Source organism: Ekhidna sp., from assembly GCF_965228795.1.
Taxonomy (GTDB): domain Bacteria; phylum Bacteroidota; class Bacteroidia; order Cytophagales; family Cyclobacteriaceae; genus Ekhidna.
In genome coordinates this window covers 3,017,887-3,038,069 of sequence record NZ_OZ245839.1, presented here as the reverse complement: position 1 = coordinate 3,038,069, position 20,183 = coordinate 3,017,887, and the positions used below count along the sequence as shown (strand labels likewise).

General features: G+C 43.1%; 21 protein-coding genes. 20 read left to right on the top strand and 1 reads right to left on the bottom strand.

Going from position 1 to position 20,183, the window contains the following annotated elements; translation table 11 throughout:
* Positions 1 to 44: 44 nt before the first annotated feature.
* Positions 45 to 707 carry a metal-dependent transcriptional regulator gene (locus ACQK2H_RS13655; protein WP_350205666.1) on the bottom strand — a complete coding sequence of 221 codons (663 nt, stop codon included), beginning with the start codon at positions 705 to 707 and terminating at the stop codon, positions 45 to 47.
* An 85-nt stretch (positions 708 to 792) separates the two neighbouring features.
* Here ACQK2H_RS13655 and ACQK2H_RS13650 point away from each other — a divergent pair, with 85 nt between their 5' ends.
* The 20 genes from ACQK2H_RS13650 (at position 793) to merTP (ending at position 20,181) form a co-directional block, all read left to right on the top strand.
* The gene (locus ACQK2H_RS13650; protein ID WP_425391973.1) at positions 793 to 1,986 is read left to right on the top strand and encodes a di-heme oxidoredictase family protein; all 1,194 of its coding nucleotides are present in this window, start codon (positions 793 to 795) and stop codon (positions 1,984 to 1,986) included.
* A 2-nt stretch (positions 1,987 to 1,988) separates the two neighbouring features.
* A complete protein-coding gene (locus ACQK2H_RS13645) occupies positions 1,989 to 2,420 on the top strand; it encodes a Rieske (2Fe-2S) protein (protein WP_350205668.1) in 432 nt (143 codons plus the stop codon).
* The gene (locus ACQK2H_RS13640; protein ID WP_425391972.1) at positions 2,417 to 3,649 is read left to right on the top strand and encodes a hypothetical protein; all 1,233 of its coding nucleotides are present in this window, start codon (positions 2,417 to 2,419) and stop codon (positions 3,647 to 3,649) included. The genes ACQK2H_RS13645 and ACQK2H_RS13640 overlap by 4 nt, the downstream gene beginning before the upstream one ends.
* A gap of 3 nt (positions 3,650 to 3,652) precedes the next feature.
* Positions 3,653 to 4,054 carry a Fur family transcriptional regulator gene (locus tag ACQK2H_RS13635; RefSeq protein ID WP_425391971.1) on the top strand — a complete coding sequence of 134 codons (402 nt, stop codon included), beginning with the start codon at positions 3,653 to 3,655 and terminating at the stop codon, positions 4,052 to 4,054.
* 43 nt (positions 4,055 to 4,097) lie between these two features.
* The gene (locus ACQK2H_RS13630) at positions 4,098 to 4,406 is read left to right on the top strand and encodes a DUF6660 family protein (protein ID WP_350217941.1); all 309 of its coding nucleotides are present in this window, start codon (positions 4,098 to 4,100) and stop codon (positions 4,404 to 4,406) included.
* 92 nt (positions 4,407 to 4,498) lie between these two features.
* Complete coding sequence (locus ACQK2H_RS13625) at positions 4,499 to 8,914, top strand: CusA/CzcA family heavy metal efflux RND transporter (protein WP_425391970.1); 4,416 nt, start codon at positions 4,499 to 4,501, stop codon at positions 8,912 to 8,914.
* A 27-nt stretch (positions 8,915 to 8,941) separates the two neighbouring features.
* A complete protein-coding gene (locus ACQK2H_RS13620; RefSeq protein WP_350206443.1) occupies positions 8,942 to 10,168 on the top strand; it encodes an efflux RND transporter periplasmic adaptor subunit in 1,227 nt (408 codons plus the stop codon).
* A 157-nt stretch (positions 10,169 to 10,325) separates the two neighbouring features.
* On the top strand, positions 10,326 to 10,667 hold the full coding sequence (locus ACQK2H_RS13615) for a P-II family nitrogen regulator (RefSeq protein WP_219956396.1): 342 nt from the start codon (positions 10,326 to 10,328) through the stop codon (positions 10,665 to 10,667).
* Positions 10,668 to 10,675: 8 nt separating this feature from the next.
* The gene (locus tag ACQK2H_RS13610; RefSeq protein ID WP_350206442.1) at positions 10,676 to 11,050 is read left to right on the top strand and encodes a zinc-ribbon domain-containing protein; all 375 of its coding nucleotides are present in this window, start codon (positions 10,676 to 10,678) and stop codon (positions 11,048 to 11,050) included.
* 13 nt (positions 11,051 to 11,063) lie between these two features.
* Positions 11,064 to 11,942 (top strand): prohibitin family protein, encoded by an 879-nt coding sequence (locus ACQK2H_RS13605; RefSeq protein WP_350206441.1) that lies wholly within the window; start codon positions 11,064 to 11,066, stop codon positions 11,940 to 11,942.
* A 29-nt stretch (positions 11,943 to 11,971) separates the two neighbouring features.
* Positions 11,972 to 12,190 (top strand): SHOCT domain-containing protein, encoded by a 219-nt coding sequence (locus tag ACQK2H_RS13600; protein WP_201921460.1) that lies wholly within the window; start codon positions 11,972 to 11,974, stop codon positions 12,188 to 12,190.
* A gap of 64 nt (positions 12,191 to 12,254) precedes the next feature.
* The gene (locus ACQK2H_RS13595) at positions 12,255 to 13,028 is read left to right on the top strand and encodes an AlbA family DNA-binding domain-containing protein (protein ID WP_201921458.1); all 774 of its coding nucleotides are present in this window, start codon (positions 12,255 to 12,257) and stop codon (positions 13,026 to 13,028) included.
* A 71-nt stretch (positions 13,029 to 13,099) separates the two neighbouring features.
* Positions 13,100 to 13,990, top strand: a complete 891-nt coding sequence (locus ACQK2H_RS13590) for a bestrophin family protein (RefSeq protein WP_201921456.1) — start codon at positions 13,100 to 13,102, stop codon at positions 13,988 to 13,990.
* Between the two features lie 15 nt (positions 13,991 to 14,005).
* Positions 14,006 to 14,434 (top strand): MgtC/SapB family protein, encoded by a 429-nt coding sequence (locus tag ACQK2H_RS13585; protein WP_425391969.1) that lies wholly within the window; start codon positions 14,006 to 14,008, stop codon positions 14,432 to 14,434.
* Positions 14,431 to 16,938 carry a heavy metal translocating P-type ATPase gene (locus ACQK2H_RS13580; protein WP_420578324.1) on the top strand — a complete coding sequence of 836 codons (2,508 nt, stop codon included), beginning with the start codon at positions 14,431 to 14,433 and terminating at the stop codon, positions 16,936 to 16,938. The genes ACQK2H_RS13585 and ACQK2H_RS13580 overlap by 4 nt, the downstream gene beginning before the upstream one ends.
* Before the next feature lie 149 nt (positions 16,939 to 17,087).
* Entirely contained in the window at positions 17,088 to 17,408 is a 321-nt protein-coding gene (locus ACQK2H_RS13575) for a Fur family transcriptional regulator (RefSeq protein ID WP_420578323.1), read from the top strand.
* Positions 17,401 to 18,195 carry a cation transporter gene (locus ACQK2H_RS13570; protein WP_425391968.1) on the top strand — a complete coding sequence of 265 codons (795 nt, stop codon included), beginning with the start codon at positions 17,401 to 17,403 and terminating at the stop codon, positions 18,193 to 18,195. The genes ACQK2H_RS13575 and ACQK2H_RS13570 overlap by 8 nt, the downstream gene beginning before the upstream one ends.
* A 2-nt stretch (positions 18,196 to 18,197) precedes the next feature.
* Entirely contained in the window at positions 18,198 to 19,085 is an 888-nt protein-coding gene (locus ACQK2H_RS13565) for a cation diffusion facilitator family transporter (RefSeq protein WP_425391967.1), read from the top strand.
* A gap of 80 nt (positions 19,086 to 19,165) precedes the next feature.
* Complete coding sequence (locus tag ACQK2H_RS13560; protein ID WP_425391966.1) at positions 19,166 to 19,540, top strand: ArsR/SmtB family transcription factor; 375 nt, start codon at positions 19,166 to 19,168, stop codon at positions 19,538 to 19,540.
* A complete protein-coding gene (gene merTP, locus ACQK2H_RS13555; protein ID WP_425391965.1) occupies positions 19,537 to 20,181 on the top strand; it encodes a mercuric transport protein MerTP in 645 nt (214 codons plus the stop codon). The genes ACQK2H_RS13560 and merTP overlap by 4 nt, the downstream gene beginning before the upstream one ends.
* The last annotated feature ends 2 nt before the right edge of the window (positions 20,182 to 20,183 follow it).

Below are 20,183 nucleotides of genomic sequence, written 5' to 3'. Positions count from 1 at the left end.
TCGGCCTGACTATTTCAAATATGCATTAGATTCAAATTATATCTTTATAGACTTTCCGAAACATACACATTCTCCGCAACCTTTTGAGAAACCATTCGAGTTTCTCCTTCGATTTCAACATCCAAAGATCCATCAAACTCGTGATGTGATTTGATAAGGATTTTACTATTGATGACAAGTCCCAATTGTGTAATGTGTTGAAGGAATGCAGGAGAATCGTTCTTTACTCCAACAACTTTTAGTTGCTTGCCAACTGATTCATTTTCTAAGGTAGTTTTGTGCATTCCCCTAATCTTGCCAGTGGCATCCGGGATAGGGTCACCATGTGGATCATATTCAGGGAAACCCAAAAGCTTATCCAGTTGATCTACTAGTTTTTTGGACTTAATGTGTTCCAGTTGCTCGGCTACCTCATGGATTTCATCCCAGGTAAATTCCATTTTCTCAACTAAAAATGTTTCCCACAATCGGTGCTTCCTTATGACAGAGAAAGCAATTGTTTCACCCTCTTTCAGCAGTGATATTGCACCGTATTTTTTATAATCAATGAATCCCTTTTCTTTCAGCTTCTTTAGCATACTACTCACCGTAGCAGGAGATATTCCAAGATGACTCGCAAGTTCATTGGTACCAAGCTCCTTCCCGTTTCGATTCAGGTTTAGGCTGTAGATGGCTTTCAGATAATTCTCCTCCGTGATAGTGATCATGTTTCAAAAGTAAGTATCGCATGTCTTATTTAAAAGTTTGATATGTCTAACTTTAATTAATAGATTTGTATAAAATTATTTTGAGATGAATAAAATAATAATATATCTGAGCATTGTCCCTTTTGTGTTGGCTATTTCATGTGAGGAAATAATACCAGCTGCTCCTGCTGAAAATGAGCTGCTGGATGGCCCTACGGAAGGCTTATCCCATGCTGAGCAAAGACAATTTTTGGATGGAGATATTGCTTTTAATGACGAGGTGTTTTCAGTGGAAAATGGACTTGGACCAGGCTTTGTTGCCACGTCCTGTGGAAGCTGTCATGCAGGAGATGGCAAAGGTCATCCTTTTACCACGCTCACTAGATTTGGTCAATCACTGCCAAACACATTGCCGGATCTATCTATTGGAGGTCCTCAACTTCAAAATAGAGCAATACCAGGGTTTGAACCTGAAAAGCTGCCAGATGGTGTTCCATTCATGAAGTTTACTCCACCGGCTGTTACTGGGTTGGGATTTCTGGCAGCACTGTCAGATCAACAGATTCTGCAGAATGTCGATTCTCTTGATGATGATGGTGATGGTATTTCCGGGAAACCAAATTACATAACACCACCAGACTACTTTGAACAGAAATCGATTCATCAGCCTGTCAATGGTAAAATTATAGGGCGTTTTGGGAAGAAAGCTGCGGCGATTGATCTGCTTCAACAGACCGTAGGTGCCTACAATCAGGATATGGGAATTACTTCAACTTTTGAGCCCATTGATCCTTACAGCCAGCTTTCTACCGATCCTGAAGTTTCTGATCAAACGATTCGTGATGTGGTCTTTTATCTGAGAACATTAAAAGCTCCTATTCCTAGATCAGAGGAAAACACGGTGGTATTACAAGGGAAGTCAATATTTACAGAAATACAGTGCGCCTCATGTCATATCCCTGAATGGACAACCCCAGAGTCTGATATCGAAGCATTATCGAATAGGACATTCTACCCATACACGGATTTGTTGCTACATGATATGGGACTAGGGCTGGATGATGGTGCCACCGAAGGATCTGCTGAAACATACGAATGGCGGACTCCACCATTATGGGGCTTGGGACTTTCGCCCAATTCGCAAGGCGGATCATTCTTCTTAATGCATGATGGACGAGCCGCAAGTATTGAAGAAGCTATCCTGCTTCATGGTGGAGAAGCTGACAACAGTAAAAATCAATTTGTCTCTCTTTCTGAAGATGATAAAGAGGCACTCATTAAGTTTCTCAAATCTCTTTAGATATGGAAAGAAGAGAATTTGTCAGAAAATGCGGAATGGGCTGCCTCGGTATAGTGGCAACAGGTTTACTCCTTGAAGGATGTGCTGGAACCCGATACATTTCTGGGAATATAGAAGGCTCCTATCTGAGTCTGCCTGAAGCAGCATTTTTGAAAGAGGAAAACAACTATTTAAAGTATGTAGTGGTGCAGAATGAGTCATTACAATACCCGGTAGCTGTTTTCCGCTTCAATTCCAATGACTACAAAGCATTGCTCATGAAATGCACACACCAAGGCACGGAACTTCAGGTATTTGGAGATCGGCTACAGTGTCCTGCCCATGGAAGTGAGTTTACGCAAGACGGGAGTGTTCAAAATGGCCCGGCTGATACATCGCTTAGAAGTTTCCCAATTATAAAAGAAAGTAAAACCCTTAAAATCGATTTATCATGAGGAAGTTTGGTTGGATACTTATAACAATAACATCTCTGCTTTCGATAGATGCAAAGGCTCAAATCGACAGTACTTTACTCAAGCGTACACCAGTTGATACGGCAAAAAACCAGCTTAATATGGATGCTGTTTACAACAGACCTTTTCTACAGGTTGGTAAGTTACCGGTATCAGTAGGTGGATATATTGAGGCAGATTATGGATACATTGGTGAAGATGGTGTGACAGATGGACATAGCTTCCGAGTCCCGCGAATGACGCTTTTTGTTGCTTCCTCAATACATAGAAAAATCAAGTTTCTTTCTGAGATAGAATTTGAGGAAGGCGGAGAAGAGGTAGCCATAGAGTTTGCGGCACTTGACATCAGTATGCATCCTCTTTTGAATCTACGTGGTGGAATAGTGATGAATCCTATCGGAGCATTCAATCAAAATCATGACGGACCTAAATGGGAGTTTGTGGATCGCCCAATAGCTGCAACGGATATGCTGCCAGCAACCTGGAGTAATGTTGGCTTTGGACTTTATGGTAAATATTACATGAAAGAATGGGCATTTGGATATGAAGCCTACCTGACCAATGGATTCAATGATGCCATTATCAATAACGGAGAGAATCGCACGTTTTTACCCGCATCTAAAGAAAACAAGGAGCGGTTTGAAGAATCATCTAACGGAGAGCCATTGCTGACAGGAAAAATAGCTGTAAGACATAACAAGGTTGGTGAAATTGGCCTTTCATATATGGGAGGAATTTACAACACCTATGAAGAAGACGGTTTGATATTGGATGATAAAAGGAGGCTGAACGTGTACGCGATTGATTTTAATACGACCATTCCTGTAACCAAGACCTTTATTGTCGGTGAGTGGGCGTGGATAAACATCGATGTACCTGGTACTTTTTCTCAGCAATTTGGAGATCAACAAAAAGGAGGTTTTGTAGACTTTGTTCAGCCGATTCTTACCGGGGATTTGTTTGGCTTCAATAACGCTTCTTTCAATGTTGCTATGCGTTTGGAATATGTTGATTGGAATGACGGGACATTCCGTGAAACAGGAGGAAATATCGGAGATGAAATTAGGGCAGTAGTTCCGGCGATAAGTTTTCGCCCCACCGCCCAGACAGTGATTCGATTAAACTATCGAATCATGGAACAAACCGATATTCTGGGCAATCCACCTGCTAAGATCTCAGGTATCCAGTTTGGCGTTTCTTCGTATTTTTAGTCAATGCTCGAACAAAAACTTGAAGATAGAGACATAAAGCCAACAGCCATGCGGCTGTTGGTGCTCAGAAAGCTCGTAGAATCAGGGGCTGCCATAAGTCTCAGTGACCTGGAAACAAAATTTGAACGGGCAGATAAAGCTACGCTCTACAGAACCCTCAAAACATTTGAAGACAAGAAGCTCATTCACAGTATTGATGATGGAACCGGTGCGGTGAAATATGCCCTCTGCGAAGAAGGCTGTGAATGCGAACCCCAGGATCAACACATCCACTTTCATTGTGTGGGATGTGGCGAAACGTATTGCCTAACTCAGTCTAAAATCCCTCAAACAAACATTCCGTCCGGATTCAAGGCAGCCAGTGCCAGCATGGTGTACAAAGGCACATGCGCGAACTGCTCCTAAACTTTGCAAACAAGTTGCACTCCTTTTTCGTTATACTTGCATAGTGAAATTTTCCGCATTCATATTATCGCTGTTTCTGTTAGGGCTATCGGTAGCACCGTGTGCGGATGAAACCACAGCAGATAGCATCGAGGTTTCATACGAACAACCTGGTTCGGATCAGGACCACAATGAATCCGAAGATTTATGTTCTCCTTTATGTGTTTGTCATTGCTGCCATTCACATCTTGTCGTTCAGCAAACTTTTATAAGTGAATTAGGTATCCTTACATTTCCTCTCCAGGGAAGCACCTATACAGATCCAATAACATCAGGATTTGTCGGCTCACTGCTACAGCCACCTCAGGTTTAATATCAGTTTCATAAGGACAACTCCGTCCAACTCGATCCTACTCTAAAGGATCGAAACAGAATCATTTTAACTGATACTAAATCATTTCATACATGATCAATAAAATCATATCGTTCTCGATAAAGAACAAATTCATTGTGGGCTTACTCACACTTGCACTCATAGGTGTGGGGATCTATTCCATGTCAACGGTCAATCTGGGTTCCGTCCCGGATATCACCAATAACCAGGTGCAGGTGATGACGGTTTCACCCAATCTGGCTACTGAAGATATCGAGCAGTTCGTCACCTATCCGGTCGAGTTGGCCATGGGTAACCTTCCGGGAGTAGATGAGATTCGCTCTGTTTCAAGATTTGGCCTGTCGGTGGTGACCATCGTCTTTGAAGATGACATGGGCACCTATTTGCCACGCCAACTGGTGCAGGAAAAACTGAACGAACTCCAGGAGACCATTCCCCAAAAATTCGGAAGTCCCACTATGGGACCAATTTCCACAGGTTTGGGGCAGATTTACGAATACACCATCCAACCTCAGGAGGGTTTTGAAACAAAATACTCGCCAACAGACCTGCGCACTATCCAAGACTGGATTGTAAAACGACAACTCACGCTACTGGATGGAGTAGTTGAAGTCAACTCATTTGGGGGTTACATCAAGCAATACGAGGTAGCCATCAATCCTGAAAAACTCAACGCACAAAAAGTTAGCATATCGCAGGTATATGAAGCACTAGCGAGAAACAATGTCAATACCGGAGGGGCTTATATTGAGAAGAATCGAATGTCCAACTTCATAAGAGGAGAAGGATTGATTCGCTCATTAGACGACATTCGAAAAATTGTTATCAAAACCGAAAATGGCATTCCTGTCACGATTGGTGATGTTGCTTCTAAAGTCCATTTTGGACACCAGGTACGCTATGGTGCATTCACACAGGATGGCCGTGAATCGGTGGGCGGCATCATCATGATGCTAAAAGGCTCTAACCCCAATGCGGTCATACAAAATGTGAAAGAGCGAATGGAAGAGGTCGAGAAATCGCTTCCTGAAGGATTGGAAATCAATACCATCATTGACAGAAGTGATCTTATTTCCAGAACGACCAGTACAGTGCAAACCAATCTGATCGAAGGAGCACTCATCGTCATATTTGCGCTCGTCATTCTATTGGGAAGTTTGCGTGGTGGTATCATCACGGCCACTACTATTCCACTTTCACTGCTTTTTGCATTCATACTGATGAAGCAATTCAATGTCTGGGCCAACCTGATGAGCTTGGGTGCCATTGACTTTGGAATTATTATAGATGGTGCGGTGATCATCATAGAAGGAACGGTCTATGAAATCCAGAAACGCATACGCTCTGGTAAAATTAAGTTCAACCAAGGTGTCATGGACGAGGTAGCTTTTGAGTCCGGAAGCACCATGATGGGTTCTGCCTTTTTCGGTCAGATTATCATTCTCATTGTGTTCGCTCCGATCCTGTTTCTGACAGGTGTTGAGGGTAAGATGTTCCAGCCGATGGCCTACACCTTTGGTTTTGCCATGATTGGTGCCATTTTCCTTTGTCTGACGTACGTGCCAATGATGTCAGCCTTATTTATGAAGCCCATCCAAAACAAAAAGAACTGGTTTGGGAAGTTTGAACGCTGGTTGGAAAAGGTGAGTGACAAAATAATCGGCGGTATTCATAAGGCATACCTGCCATTGCTAAAAAGTGCCCTCCGTTTTAAGGCTATCGTAATCATTGTGGCTATTGTGCTGCTGGGAGTTGCCGGATTTACATTTTCGCGTATGGGTGGGGAATTTGTCCCTCAGCTGGATGAAGGAGACCTGGCCATGCAGGCATTGATACGACCGGGAAGTTCGCTCACAGAGTCTAATGAAGTCTCCATGAAAATTGAAAAGCTCTTGCTTGAAAACTTTCCTGAGATCAAAACGGTCACCTCACGCATTGGTGTTGCAGATATACCCACAGACCCAATGCCCATGGACATAGCGGATATGTACATCATTCTGGAAAAGGACAAAGACAAGTGGGTTTCCGCAGCAACCAAAGACGAGCTAATTGATCAAATCAAAGACAAACTCGATGAACAGCTCGTTGGGGTTAACCTCGTCTTTACCCAGCCTGTGGAATTACGGTTCAACGAATTGCTTGAAGGAGTACGGGAAGATATTGCGGTCAAGCTATACGGTGAAGATTTAGAGGTTTTAGCCACCAAGGTTCAGGAGATGGCGGAGATCATTTCCACAGTACCGGGTGCCGGAGATGTCAATGCTGAGCGGACCTCAGGACTTCCCCAAATGACAGTGAATTACAATCGTAATAAGATAGCTCAATACGGGTTAGATATTCAAAAACTCAATGAGTATGTCAGCTCAGCTTTTGCAGGTGGGGTGGCCGGAGTGGTTTTTGAAGGCGAGAAGCGATTCGATCTGGTCATACGCTTTGATGATGCACATCGCAGAAGCATAGATGACTTACGGACACTCTATATCGATCTACCGGATGGGACTCAAGTTCCCATAAAAGAGGTAGCTGACATAAGCTATGTGCCGGGACCGATGCAGATCTCCAGGGACAACACCTACCGTAGAACGTATGTTGGAGTGAATGTGAGAGGACGCGATGTGGAGTCGGTGGTGAATGACATACAGGCCAAATTGGATGCGCAGTTGGATCTGCCGGCCGGGTACTACATCACCTACGGTGGAGAGTTTGAAAACCTGCAAAGAGCGAAAAGCAGATTAATGATCGTAGTGCCAATAGCCCTCTTTCTGATTTTTGTTTTGCTCTACTTTGCCTTAGAGTCATTTTCTCAATCCATTATGATCTATATGGCTATTCCCCTGGCGGCTATTGGGGGCGTATTTGCTATGTGGTTGAGGGATATGCCATTTAGTATTTCTGCTGGTGTCGGGTTCATTGTGCTGTTTGGCGTGGCGGTCCTCAATGGTCTTGTATTGATCAACCGCTTCAATTCATTGAAGGAAGAAGGGGTGACGAGTATTAGAGAGAGAATTTTAACAGGAACAAAAGAACGAATCAGACCTATTATGTTGACAGCAACTACAGACATTTTCGGATTTTTACCCATGGCATTTTCAGCCTCTGCAGGAGCGGAAGTACAACGACCATTGGCTACCGTAGTGATTGGTGGTATGCTCACTGCCACCCTACTTACTCTAGTGGTTCTTCCGGTGCTCTACACGTTTGTAGAAGGCAGAAGTGACAAAAGAAAAAGCCTGAAAGCACCGAATGCCAATGTGATTATTGCCCTGATCGTTTGTGGTGGATTGTTTGGATTACCAGCTGTGGGAAATGCGCAGGAAACCAAGTCTGTGAATACGCTGGAAGAAGCCATTGAAATAGGATTGGCCAATAATGGGAATGTTAAAGTGGCCAAAACCAATATAGACGTTCAACGGCAAGGAAAGAAGGCCGCATTCAACCCGGGCAAGACAGGTATTGGCATGCAATACGGACAATACAACAGCTTTGAAAATGATTTTTCTTTTAATGTTGGCCAGTCCTTTGAATTTCCTACGGTTTACGGCAAACAGCGCAATCTGGCAAATGAACGGGTTGAGGGGAGTCAAAAACAGCTAGCTGTTACAGAGAACGAACTCAAAGCGAGTATCCGACAAGCCTGGTACGAGCTGGCCTATTTGCACGAGACCAGAAACCTGTTGCTTTACCAGGACTCCATCTATGGAAGGTTCCTCAATGCCGCAACTATCCGGTTTGAGACGGAAGCTACCAGTTATTTGGAAAAAGCGGCCGCAGAAACGCAGGTGATGGAAGTCCAGAATCAGTTGAAGCTATTGGAAGCCGATATGATCATCCAGGAAAAACAGCTTCAGATCCTGCTTAATGACACCACGGATTTGGCTTTTGCGCCCTCCGGTCTGGAGGAACGACAGGTTTTGGCACTCCAGGATCGTGCACTGATTGCAAACAATCCATTTCTGCAGTTTACACAGCAGCAGGTGGAGATTGCGGATGCGCAGAAATCCGTTGTTTCTTCCAAATTAATGCCTGAGTTTTTTGTGGGGTATTTCAACCAGTCACTGATTGGTGGTGAAACAGCAGATGGTGGTGTTGCAACATCTTCTGACCGGTTTGGAGGCATACAGGCAGGCATAGCCATTCCATTGTTTTTTGGCTCCTATAAGGCAGACATTAAGGCCGCCAGCCTGCGTGAACAAATGGCTAAAACCAATCTGGAATACTTCCGAACCACCGTCCAGGGACAATTTAGTCAGCAGGTAGAAGAAGTAAATAAGTTCCGCAATAGTCTGGAATACTACAATGAAAAAGCGATTCCCCAGGCCAATCTAATCTTAGATAATGCCCAGAAGAGCTTTGAGAGCGGGAACATTGATTATGTAGAATACTTTCAAAATCTCAACCAGGCCCTGAACCTCAAATTCAATTACCTCAATACGCTTAATGGATACAACCAGGCGGTCATCAACCTGGAGTTCCTGATCGGTCAATAAAATTTAAAGAACATAAAATATTAAATAATGAAAAAGCAAATCATATATATACTGGCATTGGTACTGATGGTATCGGTATTTACCGGTTGCGGAAGCAAGTCTGCTGATAACACGGAAGAAGCTTCTCATGAACATAAAGAAGGTGAAGAAGGACATGAGGACGAAGGACACGAAGAAGAAGGAATGGCCGAGCTTCACCTTTCGGACCTCAAATTTAAAAGTCTGGGGATAAAGATTGATGCGCTACCCACTCGCGCACTATCGGACGTAGTAGAGGCCAACGGTCAGCTAGAAGTACCTCCACAGCATGAGGCTACCGTTACCGCTATTCTGGGGGCCAATGTGACTTCCATCAAAGTGATAGAGGGAGACAAGGTAAGAAAAGGTCAGATATTGGCTTACCTGGCTCACCCCAATCTGAGCAGTATTCAATCCAACTATGTAAGGGCATATAGCCAGTTGCAATACCTGGAGAAAGAACACGCACGTCAAAAAAAGCTCTATGAAGAAAATGTGGGCTCGGGAAAGACCTATCAGCAAACCTTAGCTGACTATCAAACCACAAAAGGTGAAGCAAAAGGCTATGAAGCCCAGCTCAAACAACTCAGTTTGAATGTAGAGAAGATACGGCAGGGAGAAATATATGAGCAAGTGCCTGTGGTTAGCCCTATAAGTGGCTACATAGAAAAAGTAGAAGTTCAGTTAGGGCAGTTCGTAGATCCTCAGACCGTAATGTTCAGGGTTGTTAATACCGACCACATCCATGCCGACCTGATGGTGTTTGAAAAGGATGTTTATAAAGTAAAGAAAGGACAAAAAATAACCTTCACCGTGGAGTCGGTTCCCGGAGCTACTTTGACGGCCGATATTTATTCTGTTGGCAAACAATTCGAGCAAAACCCGAAAGCAGTGCATGTACACGCTGAAATTGATCAAAAAGAAGATTTTCTGATTCCCGGGATGTACATCAATGGAAGAATCCATACCAACAGCCGGGAAGTTATGGCCTTACCGGAAGATGCCATCATAGAAGAAGAAGGCAAGCCTTATATTTTTATTGCGGAATCTCATCAGGAAGACGGAGAAACCGAATGGGCATTTAAACCAGTGGAAATTCGAACAGGCATTATCGATGAAGGATGGGTAGAGATCAAGCTGCTGGAGGCGTTACCCGAGGGTACTAAAGTAGCCTGGAACAACGCCTATTATCTTATAGGAGAGATGAAAAAAGGTGATACAGAGCACGGCCATTAAGTGCCAAGTGGGTGAGGAATAGTTGGTGATTAAAGGTTGGCAAAGGGCAGTTGGCAAGTAGGCAAACACTGAAAGTGAGCTTGCAACACAATTACCAACTGCCTTTTTGCCCCTTGCCAACTTTATTAATTGATTAAAAATTATAACGACTAAAAAGATGAAAGAAATAAAAGCATTTATAAAGCCAAAAAGAGTACAGGTAGTGGTAAAGTCTCTGCGGGATGCAGGGTTTGAAAGTGTAACACTATCCAAAGGAGAAGGTACGGGAGCTTATAAGGATCCTGATGCATCTCCTTCCCTGAATTTTCATTTTACCGATAGCCCGATAGTAAAACTGGAGCTTGTTTGCCAAAATGAAGAAATGGATAAAGCAGTGCAATTGATATGCGGAAAGGCTCAAACGCCTGATCCGGGCGATGGAATCATTTACGTTTCTGAAATAGATGATGCCTACAGAATAAAGACCGGAAAGTCTATCAAAAGATTTGATATGAAGTGAAAAATGTCATGGAGTTTCCAATTGAAAAAATGAGGCAATTAGCCAGGACAAGGGGTGGGCTTTGTTTATCAGACTTATATATCAACAGCAAGTCCAAATTGTGGTGGCAATGTGCAAAAGGCCACCGGTGGCAGGCCACCCCTTTTAGTGTGAAGATACGGAAAAGCTGGTGCCCTGAATGTGCTAACAACGTTCCGCATGGAATAGAGAAGATGCAATTCCTGGCTCATGCAAAGGAAGGTAAGTGTCTTTCTAACGAATACATAAACTCCAAAATACCCTTGAGGTGGCAATGTAAAAACGGTCATCGTTTCCGGGCTACCGCTGATAGTGTGATTCAGGGGAGTTGGTGCAGGAAATGTAGGGATAATTTGAAAAATTAAAATTGATATTATTATGAAAGCTATAAAAGTTTTAATTCCCATGATTACGGCATTTATGCTGTTGCAGGGATGTGCCATTGTAAGGCCCGGAGAGGTGGGTGTAGATGTGCATTTTGGAAAGGTGAAACCAGCGGTAATGAAGCCGGGCCCTCATCATTTTATGGGGTTTATTGGGAGGAAAATAGAACGTTTTGACACGCGGATTGTCAATTACTCCCGGGAACTCAATTTCCATACAAAAGAAGGGATTGAGGTAAGCTCTGAAATAACCATATTATACCATATTGTTCCTGATTCGATCATTCGCATTTATCAGGATTTTGGTGGCGGTTATCAGGAAACGGTCATTGAGGATAACCTGATCACAATCCTTCGGCAAACGGGACTTGAGTATAAAGCCACTCAGCTGATTACCGAACGAAATACGATTGAAAATACCATTAAAGAAAAAATGAATGCGGTAATCCGTGATTATGGTTTTGCAATGGATCTTGTAATGCTTAAAGAAGTCGATTTGCCACAGGCAGTGGTGGAAACCATCGAGGCTCAGCTCAACGCAGACGAGATAGCCAAGAAGACAAAAATCGAGAATGAGATAAAAAGGAACCAGTTGGATTTTGAGCTGGAGAAACAAAAGAAAGAAAAGGAGATGGCCATCATTACCGAGCGTATGCAAATCGATTTCAACATTGAGAAGCAGAAGAAAGAAGCAGAAAGGCTATTGATTGAGGCAGAGGCTATCAAAAAGCAGCAGGCCATCATCAACGCCACCCTGAATGACCGGCTCATCAAATACAAGAGCCTGGAAATCACCAGGGAGCTGGTCGGCTCTAAGAACACTAAAGTAATTGTAACCGATGGTAAATCACCGGTAATTGTAAACGACAATTAAATATATGTTTAACCTTAAAATCTACAGCTATGATGCACGATTGGTATTTCGGAGGAATGCATTGGATCTGGTGGATCTTGTGGCTTATCCTCCTATGCTGGATATTCTTAATCCCTTACCCTACGCCCGGACAAAACAGACGGAAGGATAAGGCCATGGAAGCCCTGAGAGAGCGATATGCCCGGGGCGAGATATCCGATGAGGAATTTGAACAAAAGAAGAAAGTCCTTCAGGATAAGAAGAAGTAGTTACACAGCCACAGGTGTATCCCAAGCGAGGTGACACCTGTGGTTTATAAAAGGATATTGTAAAATGAAAAACCAGAGATTTCTTGCTTATATACTTATTGGATTAACCTTTGGACTATTTGTGATACAGCCCCTGGCTATTTCACTTCACATGTATGACATGCAGGGAGATAACGGCAGTTGGTGGGAATATCTTCCTCCCGCATATCAGCAGGTTGCTGGTTCATGGGATTTAGATCAGGCCGTCATCAAATTGCTATTCGGGTTGCTGGGCATTGCCTTGTCGCTTATGTTTATGGTCAGGCAAAAAATATTTCAGCTTACCATAAGAAGGGATAGGTTGGAGGAGATCAGGGAGTTGATTGCGGCAGGAGAAAACCAGCAAGTTGAGTTCAAATCTACCTTAAGGTGGGATTTGAGACAGTTTAAGCCGAATAAGGCTCTGGAAGACGTAGTAGCCAAAACAATTGCCGGATTTATGAATACCCGGGGAGGGCACCTATTTATTGGTATTGACGATGATGGACAGGCACAAGGTTTACATGAAGATTATGCAAGCCTGAAAAAACCGGGACGAGATGGTTTTGAGCAGTATATAATGCAACTGATCTCCACCAAATTAGGGACAAATTATTGCGCTCTGATAGATGTTTCTTTTTTCCAAATAGAAGGGCTTGATGTCTGTCATCTTGAGATTAAACATGCGCACTCTCCGGTCTATCTGCATCAGGACGACCGTTCACACTTTTATATCCGTACAGGAAATGGTACGCGTGAGCTTGACATACCCGAAGCGTTAAATTATATCGAAGAAAACTTAAATGGTCGCTCATTGTGACAAGGAATTTATCACAGCTCTATTATTGGAGTAACTATAAAACCAAAATCAGATCAACAAACTGAATTAAAATGCTCTTAAATAAAAGAATATCCATACTTGACTTTATCAAAACCATTAAGGTTGATATAGTACTTATCTCCTCGTATGCGGTTGTGGTAGGCATTTTCGATCAATACGGATTTCTTGACAAAATTTCGGTTCCTATTAGTGTTACTGCTGTTTTTGGTACTGCGGTAGCCTTGCTGTTGGGTTTTCGAACCAATCAAGCCTATGAACGGTGGTGGGAAGCCCGTATTATTTGGGGTGCTATTGTTAACGATTCCCGAACACTGGTTAGACAATGTGTTTCATTTTTCAAAAGGAGCAACGGGCAGTACGATACCTTGGTCAATGAAATGGCCAATCGTCAGATCATTTGGTGCTATGCGCTCGGAGAATCACTAAGAAAACTACCTTTTTCCCACAGGGTCATTAAATATAAAGAATCCAATAAGACCGAAGCATTTAATATTCCAAATGCTTTATTGTCAGAACATTCTGAAACTTTGCTAAAGGCAAAAGAAAAAGGTATGGTGAATGATTTTCAGCAGGTGCAAATCGATAGCACCATCGCCAGATTATGTGATTCTATGGGCAAGTGCGAACGCATAAAAAACACGGTTTTCCCCAAAGCACACAGCCTGTTGATCCATACCATTATTTATGTCTTTGCTACCATGCTGCCATTCGGTTTAACTGATGAATACCTAATTGTAGAAATAGGCCTGACTATTGGTATACCGATCATTTTTATTGCCATCGAAAAAACCTCCATTCTCATGCAGGATCCTTTTGAGAACCAGCCTTTGGACACGCCCATGACAGACCTGGCGGAAACGATAGAAATAAACATCAGGCAAATGATTGGAGAAACGGATGTTCCTGAAAAGAAAAAACCGACAGACTATTATGTTTTATAACACAAAATATTAACAATGGATTTTCAAACTGAAATAACGCTCATACCAAGGTTACTTGTCGCCCTTGTACTCGGTGTTTTGATAGGACTCGACAGGGAAATTGACGGGCATGCCGCAGGAATCAGAACGTATGCTGCCGTTTGCCTGGGTGCGGCTTTAGTCACAATTATCAACTCCCACATTGAAGTTGCAGATCAGACCCGAATTGTTGCCAATATTGTTTCAGGCATTGGCTTCTTGGGGGCGGGTATTATTTTCAGAGATGGATCCAAAAATTTTATTTCAGGTTTGACAACCGCAGCTACTATTTGGGCCACTGCTGCTGTAGGAATTGCTATTGGATATGGCATGTACCTTATCGCAAGTGTCACATCCGCCTTGCTTATTCTATTATTGATTTCACATCATTTCCCTTTTTTAAAAAAGAAAAATATCAGAAAATGAAAAAACTACAAATAAAAATACCGCTTCTCCTGCCCGAAGTACCGGATGAGAAGGATCAATGTGTGGAAAAACTCATTAAGCAGCTTCAAGACCAGGAAGGTCTTGAAAAAGTGCATGTAGCAGATGAGACGGACAATGGCGTACCTCAGCTATGCTTTCACTACGACCCGGAGTTAATCTCCATAGACCGTATCCAGTCGTTAGCGGAGCAGACCGGAGCGGAAATCACGCAAAAATTTGGACACAAACTTATAGAAGTAGAAGGCGTTCGCCATACCCGCCATGCCCGTCATATAGAGCGTGACCTTCGGGATATAGCCGGCATTATGGAAGCCTCCGTATCGGCATCCGGTATGGTGCGGGTAGAGTATGATACAGCCCAAGTGGTTGAAGCTGAAATCCTGAAAGTGCTGAGAAAAGAGGGGCTTGATATACCAGATACTCGGGTAAGTACCGAACGATTTCTTGAGAAAGTAAAAGAAACTGAAAAAGGCGAAGATCAAAAAGAAAGTAAAAAGGAACATGACCATGAGGAAGGTGACGATCATGAACATTCGCATGGCGGCATTTTCGGTAAAAATACGGAGCTGATTTTTTCCATCATTTGCGGGGCGCTGTTAGGTATTGGTTTTGGACTTTCTTACATAGAAGCTGTTCCCTCCTGGGTAAGCCTTTCCCTTTACATTGCAGCGTATTTCTTTGGCGGCTATTTTACAGCTAAAGAAGCCATTCAAACAGTGGCCAAAGGAGGTTTTGAAATTGACTTCCTTATGCTCGTGGCAGCCATTGGAGCGGCTATTCTGGGCGAATGGGCAGAAGGTGCCTTGTTATTATTCCTGTTCAGCATGGGGCATGCACTGGAACACTACGCCATGAACAAAGCCCGTAAATCCATTGCTGCTTTAGCGGAACTCGCTCCTAAAACAGCACTGCTTAAGAGAAATGGTAAGACAGAGGAAGTCGGTATTGAGGAATTGAGCATCGGTGACATCATCGTAGTGAAGCCCAATAGCAAAATTTCAGCCGATGGGGTAGTCGTCAGCGGTACAAGTAGCGTGAACCAAGCCCCAATAACCGGAGAAAGCGTACCGGTAGATAAAGAACCGGTGGATAATCCCGATAAAGACTGGTCGGAAGAAAAAGACATCAAAGATGAGAACCGTGCTTTTTCGGGTACCATCAATGGCAATAATACACTGGAAATCAAAGTGATTAAAGTAGCGAAGGACTCTACACTCTCCCGCCTGGTGAAACTTGTGAATGAAGCCCAGACCCAAAAATCACCTACGCAGCGGCTCACCGACAAATTTGAGAAGTATTTTGTGCCTTCAGTATTGGTACTGGTCGTGCTGCTCAATTTCGCTTTTCTGGTCATTGATGAAAGCTTTAGTGAAAGCTTCTACCGTGCAATGGCCGTATTGGTGGCAGCCAGCCCTTGCGCTTTGGCCATAGCCACTCCGAGTGCAGTGTTAAGCGGAGTGGCAAGGGCCGCCAAAAGTGGAGTGCTTATCAAAGGTGGTCGTCCGCTGGAAGATCTGGGTGTACTCACCGCCCTGGCTTTTGACAAAACCGGAACACTTACCGAAGGCAAGCCCAAGCTCACCGAAGTAATTGCTTTGGGTGATGTAAACGAGGAAGAACTGTTGAAAATAGCAGTAGCTGTAGAAGCCTTAAGCGACCATCCACTGGCAAAAGCCGTGGTTCGGGATGGGAAAGAGCGATTGGATGGTGTTGACATACCTGAGGCGAAAGATCTGGAAGCTGTGCTTGGGAAAGGGATCAAAGCCACCTTGGGTGATGACAAAGTATACATCGGCAATCTGGATCTGTTTGAATCCCTGGATGATAATAAGCCAGGGCAGGAAACAGAAGAAAAAGTAAAGTCACTGGAATCAGATGGCAATACTACCATGCTGATCCGTCAAAATGACAAATACATTGGCATCATTGCCCTGATGGACACACCCAGAAAAGAAGCTAAAAACACATTGGAACGATTGAAAGAAATCGGTATCAAGCGTATGATTATGCTTACGGGTGATAATCAGAAAGTAGCCGATGCAGTAGCCAAAGAGATTGGACTCACAGATGCCTGGGGCAGTTTATTGCCGGAAGAAAAAGTAGAAGCCATTAAAGAACTCAGGGAAAAAGAATCCAAAGTAGCGATGGTGGGCGATGGCGTAAATGATGCCCCGGCCATGGCCAACAGTACGGTGGGAATTGCCATGGGAGCAGCGGGTAGCGATGTAGCCTTGGAAACAGCCGACATTGCCCTGATGGCCGACAAACTGGAAACCTTGCCTTTTGCCATTGGTTTAAGTAGAAAGGCCAAAGGCATTATCAAGCAAAACCTCTGGGTTAGTTTGGGAATAGTAGCCTTGTTGATACCCGCCACGGTTTTCGGCTTTGCCAATATCGGTATTGCGGTACTGATCCATGAAGGATCCACGTTAGTGGTGGTGTTTAATGCGCTGCGATTGTTGGCTTATAAAAAAAGCCGGTAAGAATATATTCTAATCGTTAATTTAAATATGAGTATAGCAGAAGAAATATTTCAGGATCATTCAATTATTCCAACTCACACCCGTTTCAAGGTGATTGAATATCTTATTAATAAACCAACTGCCTGTAGTTTGAAAGAACTCAACAAGCTTTGGCAACAACAACCTTACAAGAAAAGCCGGTAAACAAAACAACCTTCTATCGGACAATAGATCTTCTTGAAAAGAAAGGAATCGTACATCGGATTGATGATGGAACAGGAACAGCGAAATATGCCATATCGAGTCACGACTTACCGGATGGTAAATGGCATCTTCACTTTCATTGTGAAAAATGCAATAAAGCGTTCTGTTTGCCTGACCCGATACCAGAAAGGATACTTACAATTGGTGATAACCATCGTGTTATGAAGGTTAACCTGGTTCTGCAAGGTATCTGTGAAAAGTGTAATGAAAACCAACTAAATGAATAAAACCACATTCCATATCAGCAAAATGGACTGCCCCTCTGAAGAGCAAATGATCCGTATGAAGCTGGAGCCTTATAAAGAGGTAAAGCAGCTTTCTTTTGATATCCCCAATCGTAAACTGGAGGTATATCACACGGGAGAAGTTGAAAAAATCCATCAAGCCCTCAGTGAACTCAAACTCAATGATCGATTGGAAAATACGGAAGATGAAGCTGAGCTGCCATTGGCTGCTGACGAATCTAAACAGCGAAAAATACTTTGGTGGGTGCTGGGTATCAATTTCGGGTTCTTTGTAGTAGAAATGACCACCGGCTGGATTTCTCGCTCTATGGGTTTGATAGCTGATTCGTTGGATATGCTGGCGGATTCCATCGTGTATGGATTGAGCTTATTTGCTGTCGGTGCAGCCATGACTCGTAAAAAGAAAGTAGCCAAAATCAGTGGCTATTTTCAAATGGGACTGGCACTCTTAGGCTTTTCAGAAGTATTACGCAGGTTTTTCAGCGAAAGCGAAACACCTCTCTTTCAGTGGATGATCGTCATAGCAATACTGGCCCTCATAGGCAACCTGGTTTCGCTCTGGCTGATCAATAAAGCCAAAAGCGAAGAAGCCCACATGCAGGCCAGCGCCATATTCACGTCTAATGACATTATCGTAAATGGTGGGGTGATTTTGGCAGGAGTGTTGGTTTATTTTCTCGATAGTAAATGGCCGGATCTGGCCATCGGGGGAATTGTATTTGCCTTCGTGATGAGAGGCGCAATCAAAATACTAAAACTGGCTAAATAATTATGGGACATAATCACGATCATTCACATAATAAGAAAGAAGGCAATGTTAAAGTTGCCTTCTTTCTAAACCTGAGCTTCACCATTATTGAAGTCATTGGTGGCCTCTATACCAATAGTTTAGCTATCCTTTCAGACGCATTGCATGATCTGGGAGATAGCCTCAGTTTGGGACTCTCGTGGTACTTTCAAAAGCTCTCCAAGAAAGGAAGAACAAAGAAGTTTTCTTATGGATATAAGCGATTTTCTCTATTAGGTGCTATCATCAATTCCATCGTTTTAGTTGCCGGATCCATATTCATACTCACGAAAGCAATTCCTGAACTTTTCAATCCAGGAGAAACCAACGTTCAAGGAATGCTCTATCTCGCTATTTTGGGAATAGTGGTCAATGGAGCTGCTGTTTTGAAACTCCGAAAAGGTGAATCTCTGAATGAAAAGGTTGTTTCATTACATCTATTGGAGGACGTTTTAGGCTGGGTGGCCGTGCTTATCGGTAGTATTATCATGATGTACACAGATGCCCCATTTATAGATCCGCTACTCTCCGTTCTAATTTCCCTTTTTGTGCTGTACAATGTCTATAAGAATCTTCGCAAAAGCATGTTGGTAATCCTACAGGGTATACCCGAGGATGTTTCTCTGGAGGATATCAAAGAGAAACTGAAAGACATTTCGGAAATCACTGATGTGCATGACAATCACGTTTGGTCAATGGATGGAGAATACAATATCCTCACAATACACCTTCAATTGGACAAAGACTACAAACTTTCTGAGCAGGCCAAACTAAAAGAGAACGTGAGATCACAACTCAAAGATGAATCCAATAACCATATCACGATAGAGTTTGAAGGTCAGGATGAGAATTGTGAGTTGGAGGATTGCTAATACCAATATTTTAGCATTCTCTTAAATACTGAACCTTTCTCGGTATCTTTGCGTTTTAGTAATTGCTAAAACATTAAAAGATGAGCAAGACCTGTATAAGAGTATTGGCGGATCCCGTCCAAATTAAGGAATGCAAGGAATCCCTGAATCAAATTGATGATCAACTAGACCAAGCTACCCGGATATTCAATCTTTCAGGAAACCCTATGAGATTGAAAATTCTCTTTCTATTGCACAAGGAAGGAGAAATGTGTCCCTGTGATCTAAGTGATATCCTGGATATATCTGTAGGGGGTGTTTCACAGCATTTACGTAAGCTAAAGGACGGGAAGCTTGTCAAAGACAAGAAAGTAGGCCAAACGGTTTTCTACTCACTGGTAGAAGATAATATACAGGTGATCAGACCTGTATTAGAAAGTTTATTTAATGATAGTAAAAAAGAACCAGTATCATGAGCAATTCAAATCAAACAAATACATCCTCCAAAAGTGTTGGAGCCGGTTTGTTGGTAGCCTTTACTGCTTCGCTTTGTTGTATTACCCCCGTTTTTGCCACGCTGGCAGGGATTGGAGGCATTGCTTCGTCCTTTTCATGGATGGATCCTTTCAGACCCTATTTAATAGGCCTTACCGTTTTGGTATTAGGGTTTGCCTGGTATCAAAAATTAAGACCCAGAACACAGGAGGAAATCGACTGTGCATGTGATGAGGATGAGCGTCCCTCTTTTTGGCAGTCTAAGAAGTTTCTGGGAATTGTTACCGTCTTTGCGGTATTGATGCTTGCTTTCCCATCCTATTCCGGCATTTTTTTTCCGGACAACAGCAAAGGGGATAAAGTTATCGTGGTGAAAGAAAGTGACATTCTAAATGCAGAGCTAAGTATCAAAGGCATGACCTGCACAGGATGCGAGCATAGTGTGAATGCAGCGCTTAATAACAGTGAAGGTGTTCTCGAAGCTTCTTCATCCTACGAAAGTGGCATAGCTACAGTCAAATTTGACCAATCAAAAGTATCCGTTGATCAACTAGCATCTAAAGTTGAGAAAGCAACGGGCTATAAAGTGACAGATAAAAAAATCATTGATTCAAATAAATAAGA